Annotated in this window: 14 protein-coding genes and 1 tRNA gene; 4 read left to right on the top strand and 11 right to left on the bottom strand. The window is 35.3% G+C overall.

The features are described from left to right. Window positions 1-38: 38 nt before the first annotated feature. Window positions 39-1,301: an ABC transporter permease gene (locus LEGAS_RS04120; protein ID WP_224127276.1), complete on the bottom strand. Its 1,263-nt coding sequence runs from the start codon at window positions 1,299-1,301 to the stop codon at window positions 39-41. Next, window positions 1,288-2,028 (bottom strand): ABC transporter ATP-binding protein, encoded by a 741-nt coding sequence (locus tag LEGAS_RS04115; RefSeq protein ID WP_010391313.1) that lies wholly within the window; start codon window positions 2,026-2,028, stop codon window positions 1,288-1,290. The genes LEGAS_RS04120 and LEGAS_RS04115 overlap by 14 nt, the downstream gene beginning before the upstream one ends. 71 nt (window positions 2,029-2,099) lie before the next feature. Between LEGAS_RS04115 and LEGAS_RS04110 the strand changes: the two genes are divergently transcribed. The 3 genes from LEGAS_RS04110 to LEGAS_RS04100 are packed head-to-tail and all read left to right on the top strand — an operon-like array spanning window position 2,100 to window position 3,735. After that, window positions 2,100-2,531 (top strand): HIT family protein, encoded by a 432-nt coding sequence (locus tag LEGAS_RS04110; RefSeq protein ID WP_010391311.1) that lies wholly within the window; start codon window positions 2,100-2,102, stop codon window positions 2,529-2,531. A gap of 1 nt (window position 2,532) precedes the next feature. Next, complete coding sequence (locus tag LEGAS_RS04105; protein ID WP_010391306.1) at window positions 2,533-2,772, top strand: hypothetical protein; 240 nt, start codon at window positions 2,533-2,535, stop codon at window positions 2,770-2,772. Between the two features lie 54 nt (window positions 2,773-2,826). Beyond that, window positions 2,827-3,735 (top strand): peptidyl-prolyl cis-trans isomerase, encoded by a 909-nt coding sequence (locus tag LEGAS_RS04100; protein WP_013231486.1) that lies wholly within the window; start codon window positions 2,827-2,829, stop codon window positions 3,733-3,735. A gap of 46 nt (window positions 3,736-3,781) precedes the next feature. On the opposite strand, the gene LEGAS_RS04095 is transcribed toward LEGAS_RS04100, so the two are convergent. From LEGAS_RS04095 to LEGAS_RS04085, 3 genes are read right to left on the bottom strand one after another with little or no spacing between them, the layout of a single operon-like run. Further along, on the bottom strand, window positions 3,782-4,726 hold the full coding sequence (locus LEGAS_RS04095; protein ID WP_010391304.1) for a 3'-5' exoribonuclease YhaM family protein: 945 nt from the start codon (window positions 4,724-4,726) through the stop codon (window positions 3,782-3,784). Between the two features lie 13 nt (window positions 4,727-4,739). Next, window positions 4,740-7,106, bottom strand: a complete 2,367-nt coding sequence (locus LEGAS_RS04090; RefSeq protein ID WP_013231485.1) for an ATP-binding protein — start codon at window positions 7,104-7,106, stop codon at window positions 4,740-4,742. 6 nt (window positions 7,107-7,112) lie between these two features. After that, window positions 7,113-8,276 carry a metallophosphoesterase family protein gene (locus tag LEGAS_RS04085; protein WP_013231484.1) on the bottom strand — a complete coding sequence of 388 codons (1,164 nt, stop codon included), beginning with the start codon at window positions 8,274-8,276 and terminating at the stop codon, window positions 7,113-7,115. A gap of 120 nt (window positions 8,277-8,396) precedes the next feature. Between LEGAS_RS04085 and LEGAS_RS04080 the strand changes: the two genes are divergently transcribed. Then, window positions 8,397-9,428 (top strand): lactonase family protein, encoded by a 1,032-nt coding sequence (locus tag LEGAS_RS04080; RefSeq protein ID WP_013231483.1) that lies wholly within the window; start codon window positions 8,397-8,399, stop codon window positions 9,426-9,428. Between the two features lie 41 nt (window positions 9,429-9,469). On the opposite strand, the gene LEGAS_RS04075 is transcribed toward LEGAS_RS04080, so the two are convergent. The 6 genes from LEGAS_RS04075 to LEGAS_RS04050 form a co-directional block, all read right to left on the bottom strand. Beyond that, on the bottom strand, window positions 9,470-10,183 hold the full coding sequence (locus tag LEGAS_RS04075; protein ID WP_013231482.1) for an SGNH/GDSL hydrolase family protein: 714 nt from the start codon (window positions 10,181-10,183) through the stop codon (window positions 9,470-9,472). A gap of 283 nt (window positions 10,184-10,466) precedes the next feature. Then, a complete protein-coding gene (locus LEGAS_RS04070) occupies window positions 10,467-11,048 on the bottom strand; it encodes a hypothetical protein (RefSeq protein ID WP_013231481.1) in 582 nt (193 codons plus the stop codon). A 372-nt stretch (window positions 11,049-11,420) separates the two neighbouring features. Beyond that, a tRNA-Ser gene (locus LEGAS_RS04065) sits at window positions 11,421-11,509 on the bottom strand. Between the two features lie 38 nt (window positions 11,510-11,547). Then, entirely contained in the window at window positions 11,548-13,389 is a 1,842-nt protein-coding gene (typA, locus tag LEGAS_RS04060; protein WP_010384531.1) for a translational GTPase TypA, read from the bottom strand. 64 nt (window positions 13,390-13,453) lie between these two features. After that, complete coding sequence (locus LEGAS_RS04055; RefSeq protein ID WP_010384534.1) at window positions 13,454-14,239, bottom strand: inositol monophosphatase family protein; 786 nt, start codon at window positions 14,237-14,239, stop codon at window positions 13,454-13,456. Beyond that, complete coding sequence (locus LEGAS_RS04050) at window positions 14,236-14,508, bottom strand: UPF0223 family protein (RefSeq protein ID WP_010384535.1); 273 nt, start codon at window positions 14,506-14,508, stop codon at window positions 14,236-14,238. The genes LEGAS_RS04055 and LEGAS_RS04050 overlap by 4 nt, the downstream gene beginning before the upstream one ends.

Here is a 14,508-nt window from a genome sequence, read left to right as displayed (position 1 = left end):
AACACCGACCCCACTGCCACACGTTTACTTTCTGTTATTTATTTTATTTTTTTAGGAATATATTGTTTGTTTAAGAAAATGCCAATAGCATACATAACAATTATGACGACAATTGCGGTCAACCATCCATGTGACAAACTAACCATTGCCAATAAAATTGTCGTCATAAACATCACTTGTTTTGCAAGTTGTTGAAACGATTTTTGTTTTGCTTTTTCGTCTATTGGTAACAATTGTGTCCACAATTTTTGTTTAGTATTTGAATAGATTGGTATCATTTGAAAAATGATGAGATACATTGTCATTGCAGCAATTGTGGCAATGAGCCAAATAGGGGCACGCAGTAAAGCATACATAACAACAGCGCCAACCAATTCTAACCGCACTAGTAATGGTAACACCTCAGTATCTCGTATTAAACGTATGAGATATAAACGATACATGACCTGGTGCTGTTTTGTCAATTTTCGGATCATAAAGTCAAGATATTTTCGACGCTTAATAGTCCTTGATTGGTGTGGTACTTCAGCAAAAGTGGCATAAAAATGTAACACGCGTTGTTCATGTTCTATTGCTTGTGATACTATTTTTGTCCAATCAAGCGCTAATTGTCCCGCTTTTTTGTCGTCGATATAAAAAAAGTAGCCGCATACACTGGCTACAATAAGCCATGAACAAGCAAATATCCAAATAGATTCTGATGGCAATTGCAAAATAAGTGTCATTATTGTTCCAGGCACGATGACATTAAACAGTACATACTTAATTCTGCTGTGGTATTTCAACAGATTAACACGTGGTTTTAAAAACAGACTATCGCGTAATAATAGCAACAATAACAATTTATAACTCAACGTAAATAATAATAAGGTGCCTACACGCCAGAATGAAAAAACATGAGTTTGCCAGAATACAGGTACCAATAAAATCACAAATATTACTTGCCACACTGAAGCAAATACTGTACTAACCTCAATACTGCGCTTCATGTAACTTTTTGCAATAAAATAATCATTACTCAATAAGTAAAGACGATCTGCTGGTTTAAAATAAGTTACTAATGTTCCCATCTGTAACCCAATGATTAACCACAGCACATCAAATAATTGCCACCATGCTGATTGCCAGATTAATGTAAGCTGTGGGGACAAAATTAATTGTCGATAACCCAAAACACTAGCGCCAAAAGCAATCAAAAGAAAGACAACGAAATGATCGTTAAAGAGTAATTTTAAATATTTAATATTAATATTTTGTGCACGCACAAAACGCTGCACAAATAAGTCATTAATTTTCATCATTTATAGTCTCATGCATTAAGTCAAAAAAATCATCTAGATTATCCAATGTCAACCCATGCGCATCTGCCAGTGCTAGAGGTGTCCCAATAAATTGAACAGTGCCTTCATGCAGTACAATGAATTTATCAACAAATTTTGCAGCAGAAGCCAATAAATGTGTTGTCATTAGCACGCTATTACCCTTTTTTGCTTGCTCCCGTATCAAGCGAACAACATCTTTTTGAGCTAATGTATCCAACCCTAAGAATGGTTCATCGACAATTAATAATGGCGCATCTAACATGAAAGCAGCAACTAACATCACCTTTTGACGCATACCTTTTGAAAAATGCGTAGGTAACCAATGTAATTTATCTTCCAAACGAAATAATTTGAGTAACTCAAAAGCACGTGACCATGTCACAGTATTATCGATCATATGAGCTGACAACATTAAATGTAAATGTTCCTCCAAAGTCAATTCATCGTACAAAATTGGTTGCTCAGGAATGTAAGCGATTTGAGACTTAAAAGCAGTAGGTGCTTGTGATAAATAAACATCATTTAACATAATTGTTCCTTGCTGCGGGTGTAGTTCACCAATGATATGATTAATAGTCGTCGATTTTCCTGCACCATTTAAACCGATCAAGGCAACAATTTCACCATCAGCAACTTCAAATGATACATTTTTCAAAACCGAGTTACCGACATAGCCGCCGGATATTTTTTTTATTTTTAATCCCATACAATCTATTATAACAGGCATAATGTGTTATTTGGTATAATGAAAGTAACAAAATGAAATGAGGTTCACACATGACTATTTTTGATAAAATTATTGCTGGCGAAATACCCTGTTATAAAGTCTACGAAGACGACGACGTATTGGCATTTTTGGACATTTCACAGGTAACACCCGGACATACACTTGTTGTACCCAAAAAACATGTTGATGATATTTTTGGATATGACGAAACCATGGCTCAAAAAGTCCTCTTAAAGTTGCCTGTGATTGCTCGCGCCATCAAAAACAGCAATCCAAAAATCAGCGGTCTCAACATACAATCTAATAATGGTCCATCAGCAGGCCAAACTGTTCTATACTCTCATTGGCATCTCATACCTCGTTATGACGATGATGGTCTTACCTCTACCCTTGCGCCAACAATTGATCATAGTGCAGACTTTTCTGCAAACAAATATCAAGCTATTGCTGACGCCATTTCGGCACAATTTAGAAAGGACTAACATGAAGCTTTTTGATGATTTCAAACAATTAATCGCACAAATTAAAACAATTGCCGCATTAACAAAAAAATTACAATCACAACAACAAATTTTGTCTAAGCAATTAATCGATACACAAACTGTTCTTGATGATGTTCAAATCGATATCGAGAAAATGAATTTTAAGAATAAGCCACATTTGGACCGTATTCAGAAAACAATGGATCATCTCAATACTGAACTATCAAAGTTTAAAGCGTAATATTTTTTTTTGTGGTAAACTATTCAAATACTAATCAGAAAAGGGAAACACAACATGCGTAAATTTATTTGGGGTCTACTTACCGTGATATTTATCGGGGGCCTTGTATTTTTGAGTTTAAACTCATCAAAAACATTGATGACCTCTGACTCAGGAAAAATTACAGAAAAACAGTTTATCAATGATGTCAAAAAATCATCAGCTGGCCAACAAGAATTTGCCAACATGACGATTAACAAAGTTCTTGATAATCAATATGGTGGTAACGTTTCAAAGGCAGACATTCAAAATGCTTATGATACACAAAAAGCACAATATGGTGATTCATTTAAAAGCGTATTAGCATCAAACAATGCAACTGAGGATCAGTTCAAAACGAACATCAAAAATAATTTAGTCATGAATGCTGCCATCAAAGCGAACTATAAAGTGACAGATAAGCAGATCAATCAGGCATATAAAGACTACCATCCAAATATCACTATCTCCATGATAACTGCTAAAGATGATAATTCTGCTAAACAAGCCATTGAGGCATTGAAGTCTGGTGATAGTTGGAATACGGTTTATAAAAAATACACAACTGAAAAAACATATGCCAAACAGAATGGTCAACTACCTTCATTTGACTCAACAAGCACAAGCGTCGATTCAGCTGTTCAAGAAGCTGCATTTAAATTAAGCAAGCCAAATGACTATTCAGATTCTCCTATTACCGGTTCAAACGGTGGATTCTATGTCATTCAATTAAATAAGACAACGACTAAGCCCAGTTTAAACAATGTCCGTAGTAAGTTATCAGACAAAATTGTCTCAACATCCTTAAATGATCAAAAAAATACAACCAAAATTCAAACTATCATTGGTAAAATTTTACGCAAGGAAAACGTCAATGTCAAAGATTCTCAACTCAAAAATGCTTTAAACAGTTACATGACTGCAGGCATTTCATCATCTAAGTAAACCAAAAATGCGTTACGGCTTCCAACAGCTGTAACGCATTTTTATTTTATTCTGATATTTTGTAGAATTTCCTATTATCAAGTCCAAAAATACGATCCGAAAACGTTTTTGCCTCTGTTTTATTGAGAGCTGCAGTCATCATTTGAATCCCAGCATCCATTTCATCTAACTGGTGTAAAACTTCCGCCTCCATAACAGCAGGACGAACTGGTGACCCATATTCTAAAATACCGTGATGAGCCAGAACAACATGACGTATTAAAATCATTTCTTCAGATTGAAGATCAAAGTGCAATTCATTGGCGGCTAAAACAATTTGCTCGTCAATTAATGTAATATGGCCTATTAAATCACCAGCAAGTGTATACTGTGTTGCTATTGGTCCAGACAATTCAATTGTTTTTCCTAGGTCATGCAACAAGGCGCCAGTGATCAATAAATCGCTATTTAATTGTGGATACTGCGCCACAACGCTTCTAGCTAATTTAACAATGGATAATGAGTGAAACGCTAATCCACCGGCAAAAGCATGATGATTTGACTTTGCTGCAGGAAAACGTAAAAATTGGTCATGATACAACGAAAAAATCTTGCGTACTAACCGGTTCCATGTTGGATTGGTTATCATTAAAATAAAATCACTTAATTCATCATTCATTTCACCTTCTTTAACTGGCGCATGAATCATAAAATCTGTCGGATTATTTGGCTCACCAGTTTCTGACAAACGTAAATTTGTAATTTGTACTTGTGGTTTATCCTGATAAGCCCCACGTACACCCTGTAATTTGACTATTTGCCCAGGTATCAATGATTTTATTTGATCGTCTGATGCATCCCAAAGATTACCAGGTAAGTCACCTGAACGGTCAGAAAAGAGCAAATTTAAATAAGTTTTTCCAGTTTTTGTCAAACGAATATCAGCACTTTTGATTAACGCAAAGGAATCAATATGCTCTGTATCTATGTATTCTGTTAATAATTTAGTCATACACTACCTCTTGTTACAAGTTTATCACATTAATTTTCGCCTTATGTGATAATGACGTCGTAAAATAAAAAATTTGCTGTTCCTCAGCAATTTCTTGCAAAATATCAATCATCGTTTGTTTTCGTATCGAATCAAAATTAACAAAACCGTCATCAATCAATAGTGGTACGGCTATAATATCTGCTATAACAATACTTAAAGCCAGCCGTAGTGCAACATATAATTGTTCTTGTGCGCCCGTTGATAATTCAATTACACGATATTTTTGACCTGCTGAGCTAATGAGATTCAAATCATCTTTAACAAATTGAATAGCTACATACTTACCACCAGTAAGACGTTTAAAAAAATCTGTAGCAATATGTTGCATTTTTGGAAAACGATTTTGTGTTGCCAGTTGCAAAGCCTGATCAATCCACTTAACACCCATTTTTTCTGCTATGAAATCCCCAAATTGATCAATCAAGCTCGTCTGTTCATCAGCCAAATTTTGTTGTAGCGTCAAAAATTGGTCGTCACTGGTTCGTTGTTTCTGTTGTGCTTGCATATCTGATAACTGTGCCTGTAAACTTAGTCCAGTACGTTGTTTCTGTTCTAATTGATGTTGCAATAATATCAATTGTTTCTTTAATTCTTTTTCATCGGTCACTTCTTGTAATTTATTCATCGTTTCAGGTTCAATTTGTTGCATTATATCATCATAGCGTTGTTTAGTCCGGATATGATCAACATAATTTTGCTTTAAAGTTAGTAATTCTTGCTCATTTAGCACATGATATTTTTGTAGTATATTTTGCTGATCTGATAATTGCTGCGCCAATTGTTCCTGGTGTTGTTTAATCTCTGTTAAAACTTGTTGATTTTTTTGCGCAATCATTACGGCGTTATTTTGCGACTGCATGTGCTGTTGATCATTAATATGCATGAGTTCTATAATCACAGCCTCAAAGACATCATCGTTTAATTGCACTTGAAAATGATCAGCAATTGGCAATAACTGTGCCATAATTTTGTTTTGTTTCTCCAAAATATCTGCATCTATCGCCACGAGTTGATGCTGCCAATCAGAGAATTGCTTAATATTTGACTGCATCAGCTCGATATCTGCAATGGACATCATATTATAACGTTTTTGTATCTTATTTAGAAATTTACGACGTGTGTAGAAAAGATAACAACCATATACAATTATTAATAGCGCCACGACAACAATTGGTTTGATAGTGAAAAAAGCTACGATACCAATAAAAATACCAACTAATAGCGTGATTATACTTTTGTTTTTGTTAGTCAATATTTTTTGTTCCGTACTCGACAATAATTCTGGTACTTTTTTATTTGAAAAACGGTCTCTCAGATGCTTTTCATCTGCCATAATTGAAGATTTTTGGTTAATTAATTCCTGTAAATGGCGTTCAGCAATCTGAATTTTTGCCAATTCTGAGGTTGCATCATACTTTTCAACAGAATCTGTTGTTTGCGGCATTTTTTTAATTAATGTATTCAATTCACTTATTTTATTTTGATGCATATCAATACCAATTTTTAACCGTTGAAATGCGGCTATATCGGTGTCTGTGACTGGTGGTACGGATACTATCATGTTTTTTTTCAATAACTGAGCTGATTGATATAGTTGATATTTTTGCATCACTGTTTGACTAGTTTGAACGCGATGCGTTAGTTTACGAACTTCTTCATAATTTTGAGATAAGATTTGCGTTTGTCTTTCAATATTTTCTTTCTCAGCGACATAAGCCACCATTTCTTCATTTTTAGATAATAATAAATGACTATGTGCTTCATATTGCTTAGCAGCAATATTCAACGGCCGTTTTCCTGTTGCTCGCTGTGCAAATTGCTTATCTGCATGTTTCTCAATATCGGCAGAGACTTCAAGCCAACCTGAACTCCCAACAGCACCAATATTTAACAACAATTTTTGTAAATCTATTGCTTTTAACTGTGATATTTTTGATAAATCCTGCTGACTAAAATTAAAAATGTTGTTAAATATATCTCGATTTAGCGGTGCTAATTGATCTGTTAGCCATTTTTCAGGATCTACAATAGTTAACTGATTAGATAAATACGTTATTGTTAACTCTGATTTTATTCTGCCAAGACGCGTAATTTTAACAACAATATTATTAAAATCAGCGATGAGACTACCACCATACTGACTGCCATCTTTTGGATCATAAACATTTATACTACTCTTTTTGGACGGAAAACCAAATAAAATGCCAACAATAAACGCACGTAATGTTGATTTACCAGACTCATTTTGACCAGCTACTACTTGCAAGTCATTGACAAAATCAAATTTTTTTTGTGACCAGCGTCCAAAGCCACTAATGTCTATTTGTTTTATTTTCATTATTTGTCATACCTTTCGAGACTGTATTAATTGTTGCATCTTATTTTGCAGACTGCTTTTTCCTTCTTCACCCATAAAATAGTCACGAACAAAGGTTGGCGCTTGATTAGAGACATAGTCTGATATGACAAAATCAGAGAAAATTTTTTCAAATGATTCTAGCCAATATTTTTGATCAATATTATCTGAAGCAAGCAATGTCAACAATTCATGAGTGATTGTTAAATTTACTACCCACAGATTAACCGATGCTTTTTCACGTAACTTTTCCAATGTCGTACCGCTCGCTAAACGTTGAATGACTGTCTCATCTAAATCTGCTGTAATTTTGACTGATAAAAAAGTTATTTTATTATGTTTATAATTTAATACTTGATTAATTAAGTCAAGCTCATCACTCACTTCCGACAAGATTAATTCTTCCCAAATAATTGGCGAAATATCATAAAACTCCGGTACTAATACATGATTTTTACTTGTCACTAAATAATAACCTTTCTCGCCAATTTCTTTACGATTAAGACCTTGTAATACACCGGAATAACCGATAAAAGGTTGATTATTTAACGTTTGCCGCATATGAATATGTCCTAGCGCCCAATAGTCATAATTTTTTTGCAACATGTCACTCACGCTAAATGGCGCATACGGATCACCATCTATGCCAACAGCACCATGATACAAGCCAATTTGACAATCTACTGACTGCATCTTTACCGGAAAATCATTAATTATTTTTTTTGTCTGACGTTGTGTTTGATAACTAAATCCAGTCAAAGCAATACTTTCCCCTGTTTTAAGCGTTAAATATTTTGTTTCAACATTTTGTTCAAACACATGCACATTTTCTGGCCAAGAGAGATGATTTTGTTTATTCGCTTCAAAATCGTGATTTCCAAAACTCAAATAAACAGGTATACCAGCACTATTTAAACGTTCGAACTGTTGACTAACAATCTCTTGAATTTGAGGACTATTTTGAGCTGCATTGTATAAGTCACCTGAGATAATCAAAAAATCAATATTTTCAGTAATAGATGAATTAATTAAACTTTTAAACGCTGTTAACGTCGATTGTTGAACACTTTTTTTAAATTGACTAGGTAGTGTTTGGTCTAATCCAATGAATGGGTTGCCCAGATGGATATCTGCTGCATGAATAAATTTCATAGTAACCTTTCTTGAACATTTGTTCGCTAATTATATTATACTGAATGTCTGATTGTTTCTCAACTTGTGAAACCCCTTACATTTGTGGTATAATGTTAATAGTTTATTGAGGAGACAAAAATGGCAATATATAAGATTTTATTTGGCACCTATACAAAACGTATTTCACAGGGTATTTATCAAGCTGAATTAGATACTGAATCACAGCAGTTACAAAATCCAACATTCATCAACGAGTTAACAAATCCAACTTATCTGGCATTATCCAAGGCGAACAAAGTTTACGCCGTTGAGAATCGTGACGGTCAGGGTGGTATTGTCACACTGGATAATTCAGTCCGCCCCATTGCGGAAATTGACTCACAGTTAAGTGAAGGATCAGCCCCAGCTTATATTGGTGTTGATGAAGAACGACAATTAGTTTTTGCAGGTTATTACCATCGCGGAACAGTAGAGTCATATCGCATTCAACCTGATGGTAATTTAACGCTTGTTGATACTTGGAAAAATAGCGGTTCAGGTCCCCGACCTGAACAAAGCTCATCACATATTCATTTTGCCAACCTTACACCGGATAAGCGTCTTGTTGCCATTGATCTTGGTACTGATGAAGTTATCACTTTTGATGTTAACGACAGTGGTAGTTTATTAGAAGCTTCTCGATTCCATACAGAAGAAGGATTTGGTCCACGCCACATAAGATTTTCAGCCGATGGACAGTACGCATACTTACTCGGTGAGCTGTCTAGTCTACTGAGTGTTCTTAAATACAACAAAGAGGATGGCTCATTCGAACATGTTATGACGGCATCTACTATTCCCAGCGATTGGACAGCACATAACGGCTCAGCTGCCCTACGTTTAAGTAGTGATGGTAAATTTATTTATGCTTCAAATCGAGGTCATAATTCTGTTGCCGTCTTCAAAATTGCTAATGAAGGTTCAGAAATTGAACGAATTCAGCTAATTAGCACCGAAGGTGAATTTCCACGAGATATGAATTGGGATATTAATCAAGAGTTCCTGGTGGTAGCTAACCAAGATACTGATAATGTGTCATTATACGCACGTGACAGTCAATCCGGTGAACTCTCTCTACTACAAAAAGACTTCACTATCCCAGAAGGTGTTCGTGTTGTGTTTGAATACTAATCAAAAAAGCGCTTAGTTAAGCTAAGCGCTTTTTTTGATTATCATGATCCGAAATTCTGTTTAAAAATCTTGACAATTTCATTAGCAATAATTTGATGCCCTTCTTTGTTCGGGTGCAATCCATCAGGCATATATTTTTTCCGAAATGATTTTTTACTCGGATCAAATAATGTCTGACGCATTAGATTAACAAAAGGTAGTTTTAAATCGGCACATGCTTTTTCTTGTGCTATCATATAATCATGTAAGGAATGCCCTAACATATTTTCAGTTTTATCCGTACGTCTCACAACATTACCCCACACAGGTGTTTGGCATGTCGTTGAAACAATTATGATTTTGGCCGTTGAATTCAAATGATGTAACTGAGAAACAGTTTGGTAAAAAGCGCCAATATAAGATTGCTTTGCAGTATCATCCTTATGACCAATTGGCACATTAGCGAGCCAATCATCGTCAGTGCCTTGTAAAATATACAAATCACACAGGTCCAGATATTGAGATTGTTGAAAAATACTTTTTCGACCATTATCGGATAAATGCGCCCCTGAATACGCTAAGTTTTGAACTACGCCTCCGGTTATTTTTTGAAGGTATTGACCATAATTCATGCTAGATTTTAACCCAAAAGAAACACTATCACCAATAATTCCGATTGTTTGCACGCTTTTCAGCTCGCTACTTTGTAAATAATTATTATTCTTTACCTTTGATTTTAATTTATTTTTGAAATTAAAAAAAATTTTGATTAACATTTTTGTTCTTCCATTAAAAATTTTATTTATCAACAATTTTTAATATATTGTTGATAGTTTGAAGCTATACCTAAAATTTATAATAACATACGCTACAAGAAAAAATAACTCACTAATTTGTAAGTTATTTTTTCATTTGTATACAACACAATAAATCAATATTATACAATCTTGAGTAAAATAAAGCAAGCTACTTAGTAGCTTGCTTTATTTTAGATGAATTTATAGAAAAAGCTGAGATTTTTTATCAACTCGGTTTTATGTTGTGATAGATATTAGTATTTTACTTTTGCTGTTGATTTAAAACATCTTGTGCATGTGTTTCAGTATTTTTAGCATCTTGTAATGCGTTATCCAGTTGTTTTTGCAAATCAGAATTTTTGTTTTCTGAATCATTTGATTTTTGTTGCAAACTATTCAACTGTTGCTGCAAATCTGATGCTTTTGAATTGGCAGCAGTCAATTGCGATTGTACACCGTCCAATTCTTTTTGTTTATCAGCAACCTTTTGATTGCCTTCTGCTATTTTTTGGTTAATTTCATCAATTTTTTGCTGTAATTGGGTTTGGAAAGCGGCATTGTCATTTGTTGCTTGGGTCTGTAGACTAGCTACCTGATTTTGCAATGACATTAAATTGCTCTTGGCATCAGTTAACTGACTTTGATAAGTTGTGCTTTGCTGACTTAATGTAGAAATGGTAGCAGATTGCGTTGTCAACTTATCACCTAATTGGTCAATAATACTACGTGTGTGGGCTAAATTGGGTGTTCCAATCCACGAACCACTATCGGCAAGTGCTGCTCCTGCTCCAAAAGATATGGCGGCTGCAGCAGTAATTGTGATGATTGTTTTTTTGTACTTCATAATATCCTTCTGTTTTCACTTACTTTTTGTAAAAATATATTTAACACAACTTTGATATCATATAATGTATATATACAATTGTCAATAGATTTTATACATTTATCTTGTCTAGACATGTTTGTTACAACAGCACGATAATAATAAGCGCTTCTTTTTAGGTAATTGGGTTTAGAAAGCAATGATTAATTGCTGGATAAAAAAATTGAAACTTCAAAAGCATTGACTGAATTAAATAAACTGTAGCACTAACAAGTGAAAATATTGTTTTTGGTTAAACATAAATGAACGTTATTAAACACTGAAAATAACGTCATACAAACGTTTACAGACAAAAAAGCTATTCTATCAAATTTATTGATAAAACAGCCAATAAGGAGCTAGCGGGATTCGAACCCGCACACCGCCAAAAGCGGCTCGACGGATTTCGAGTCCGTTGCAGTACCGGATTGTGCCATAGCTCCGTAATAGAAAATCTAGTCAGATTTTCTGTCACTACTATTTAATTTGTTGAGGCCTTACGACGTTTAGCAGACTTTTCACGTTCTGCTGTATTCAAAATAGCTTTACGAATACGAACATTTTCAGGTGTTACTTCAACATATTCATCATCATTCAAAAATTCCAAAGATGCTTCTAAGTTCATAAGACGTGGTGTCTTAATAGACGAAGTTTGGTCTTTGTTTGATGAACGAACGTTTGATTGTGGCTTTAGTTTCGTTACGTTAACAGAGATATCATTGTCACGTGCGTTCATACCAACAATCATACCTTCGTAAACTTCAATACCAGCACCAATGAACATTTGTCCACGATCTTCAACACCCATGATAGCATAGTTAGTTGTTGTACCTTGCGTAATTGACACTAATGCACCATTACGTCGGCCTGGTTCCCAATTACGCACTACTGGACGATATTCAGCATAAGTGTGGTTAAAAATACCATAACCGCGTGTTGCTGACATAAATTCAGTTGCATAACCAATTAATCCGCGAGAAGGTGCCATATAAGTCAAACGTGTTTGTCCATTACCAACAGACTCCATGTTTATCATTTCACCCTTACGTTGGTTCAGAGAATCAATCACAGTCGATGAATATTCATCAGGTGTATCAATTTGAACTGATTCATATGGTTCTGACTGTACGCCATCAATCTCACGATAGATAACTTGTGGACGTGATGCTTGTAATTCAAAGCCTTCACGACGCATTGTTTCAATCAAAATTGACAAATGTAATTCACCACGACCAGACACTAACCAAGCACCAGCTTGGCCTGTGTCTTCAACACGTAATGACACATCAGTATGCAATTCACGTCGCAAACGATCTTCAATTTGACGAGCTGTAACAAACTTACCTTCTTTACCTGCAAAGGGACTGTCATTTTGACGGAAAGTCATTTGCAAAGTTGGTTCATCAATACGTAAGATTGGCAATGGATCGGGATGAGCTGGATCTGCAACTGTTTCCCCAACAGAAATATCTTCCATACCAGAAACGGCAATCAAATCACCAGCTTTGGCTTCTTGAATATCAACTTGATCTAAACCAATGAATCCAGCTAGTTTTGTTACACGGAAAGTTTGTGTTGTGCCATCAAGTTTCAAAACTTCAACAGCATCACCAATCTTAATTGTTCCACGCTTCACGCGGCCAATACCAATACGACCAACAAAGTCGTTATAGTCTAACATAGCAACTTGAAATTGCAAAGGTTCATCTGAATTGTCAATTGGTGCTGGAATTGTATCAAAAACAGCATCAAAAATTGGCTTCATTGAATGCTCTTGATCAGCAATAACAGGTGACAATGATGCTGTCCCATTCATAGCTGAGGCAAAAATAACTGGGAAATCAAGTCCCTCATCATCAGCACCTAATTCAATAAACAAATCCAATACTTCATCAACAACTTCTTCAGGGCGTGCGCCCGGACGATCTACTTTGTTAACGATAACAATAGGTGTCAAATGTTGTTCAAAGGCTTTTTTCAAAACGAAACGTGTTTGAGGCATTGTACCTTCGAAAGCATCAACTACTAATAACACGCCATCAACCATACCCATGATACGTTCAACTTCACCACCGAAGTCCGCATGACCTGGTGTATCAAGAATGTTAATTTGCTTGTCTCCGACCTTAACGGCCGTGTTCTTTGACAAGATTGTGATACCACGTTCTTTTTCAATATCATTCGTATCCATTGCACGATCACCCAATTCTTTGCGTGAGTCCAATGTATCTGATTGCTTCAATAATTCATTAACCAACGTCGTCTTTCCGTGATCGACGTGGGCAATAATAGCGATGTTACGAATATCTTCGCGATTTGCCAATTTCCTAGTGCTCCTTTAATTTAATGCTACTTATCTCACAGTAAAAGCTAGGGTCTGTTGTGCCCTAGCTTTGATGCAACATGAGAATATCACGATGCGCACGATTTGTAGCCACTAATACTATGTTAGATGATAACATATCTAACGGTCTGCCGTCAATATCTGAAATCGATAAACCTAGTGTTTTTGCTAAAACTTGCCCCGCTGCAAAATCCCATGGCATCATTTTTGAAGAATAACCCACGGCACGACCAGAAATCACACGTAAAAATGAGGGTCCGGCGGCGCCAATAACACGATATCCTAAAGCAGCTTTGGCAATTTTATCATAGCCAAACATACCATAAAGTAAACGAGCACCACTTAACAATACAATGCCATCACTTAATGCATCATTGTTTGGTTGCTCTAACCGCAATTGATTAGCAAAAACACCAACTTGTGGTCCCCCATGATAAACAACATTATTAACCACATCTAAAATCCAGCCTAGTACAGGCTCATTATCGATATAAAGGGCAATCATTACTGCAAAATCTGCCTGCTCTTTAACAAAATTCATTGTGCCATCAATAGGATCAACAAACCATACATTGCCTTGCATATTCTTTTGATGGTCCCCAAAACCTTCTTCACTGACAATACTGGCCTCTGAATCATAGGACCTAATTTTAGCGTTTAGAAATTGTTCATTGTCTCGATCAACATTTGTCACTAAATCTCTTGCATCATGTTTGATAGAAATATCTAAATGCTGCTGCATGGCAATTAATGTTCTTTTCCTGACCTCATCTAACCATAATAAAACGGTTTGATTGATATCTTGTATTTCAAACTGACTTAACGTCATCCCCGCACCTTATCTTTTGTTGTTCCTTGTGCTAATTTTATTGTTTTATAAATACTGTGTCCAGTTTGACGTTCAAAATCTTTGTCGAATTGTTTTTGCTCACTCTGTGCTGGTAACACATCACGAAACGCGTTGTATCGTATCAATAATTTTGATTTTAATACACCGGTTTCATAAACATCTAAAACACTATCTACAAGGTTAGATATTTTAACAATATCATCCACTGTCCAATTGCCATCAATTGGTAATATATAATTTTCACTCAT

Origin of the sequence: Leuconostoc gasicomitatum LMG 18811, from assembly GCF_000196855.1 — a bacterium.
GTDB lineage: Bacteria > Bacillota > Bacilli > Lactobacillales > Lactobacillaceae > Leuconostoc > Leuconostoc gasicomitatum.
This window is presented reverse-complemented; position numbering and strand designations above follow the sequence as displayed.

Coding starts and splice junctions, on each gene's coding strand:
- LEGAS_RS04120 (WP_224127276.1), bottom strand. CDS start 1,301: ATGATGAAAATTAATGACTTATTTGTGCAGCGTTTTGTGCGTGCACAA.
- LEGAS_RS04090 (WP_013231485.1), bottom strand. CDS start 7,106: ATGAAAATAAAACAAATAGACATTAGTGGCTTTGGACGCTGGTCACAA.
- LEGAS_RS04110 (WP_010391311.1), top strand. CDS start 2,100: ATGACTATTTTTGATAAAATTATTGCTGGCGAAATACCCTGTTATAAA.
- LEGAS_RS04115 (WP_010391313.1), bottom strand. CDS start 2,028: ATGGGATTAAAAATAAAAAAAATATCCGGCGGCTATGTCGGTAACTCG.
- LEGAS_RS04080 (WP_013231483.1), top strand. CDS start 8,397: ATGGCAATATATAAGATTTTATTTGGCACCTATACAAAACGTATTTCA.
- LEGAS_RS04085 (WP_013231484.1), bottom strand. CDS start 8,276: ATGAAATTTATTCATGCAGCAGATATCCATCTGGGCAACCCATTCATT.
- LEGAS_RS04095 (WP_010391304.1), bottom strand. CDS start 4,726: ATGACTAAATTATTAACAGAATACATAGATACAGAGCATATTGATTCC.
- LEGAS_RS04105 (WP_010391306.1), top strand. CDS start 2,533: ATGAAGCTTTTTGATGATTTCAAACAATTAATCGCACAAATTAAAACA.
- LEGAS_RS04100 (WP_013231486.1), top strand. CDS start 2,827: ATGCGTAAATTTATTTGGGGTCTACTTACCGTGATATTTATCGGGGGC.
- LEGAS_RS04075 (WP_013231482.1), bottom strand. CDS start 10,183: ATGTTAATCAAAATTTTTTTTAATTTCAAAAATAAATTAAAATCAAAG.
- LEGAS_RS04055 (WP_010384534.1), bottom strand. CDS start 14,239: ATGACGTTAAGTCAGTTTGAAATACAAGATATCAATCAAACCGTTTTA.
- LEGAS_RS04050 (WP_010384535.1), bottom strand. CDS start 14,508: ATGAGTGAAAATTATATATTACCAATTGATGGCAATTGGACAGTGGAT.
- LEGAS_RS04070 (WP_013231481.1), bottom strand. CDS start 11,048: ATGAAGTACAAAAAAACAATCATCACAATTACTGCTGCAGCCGCCATA.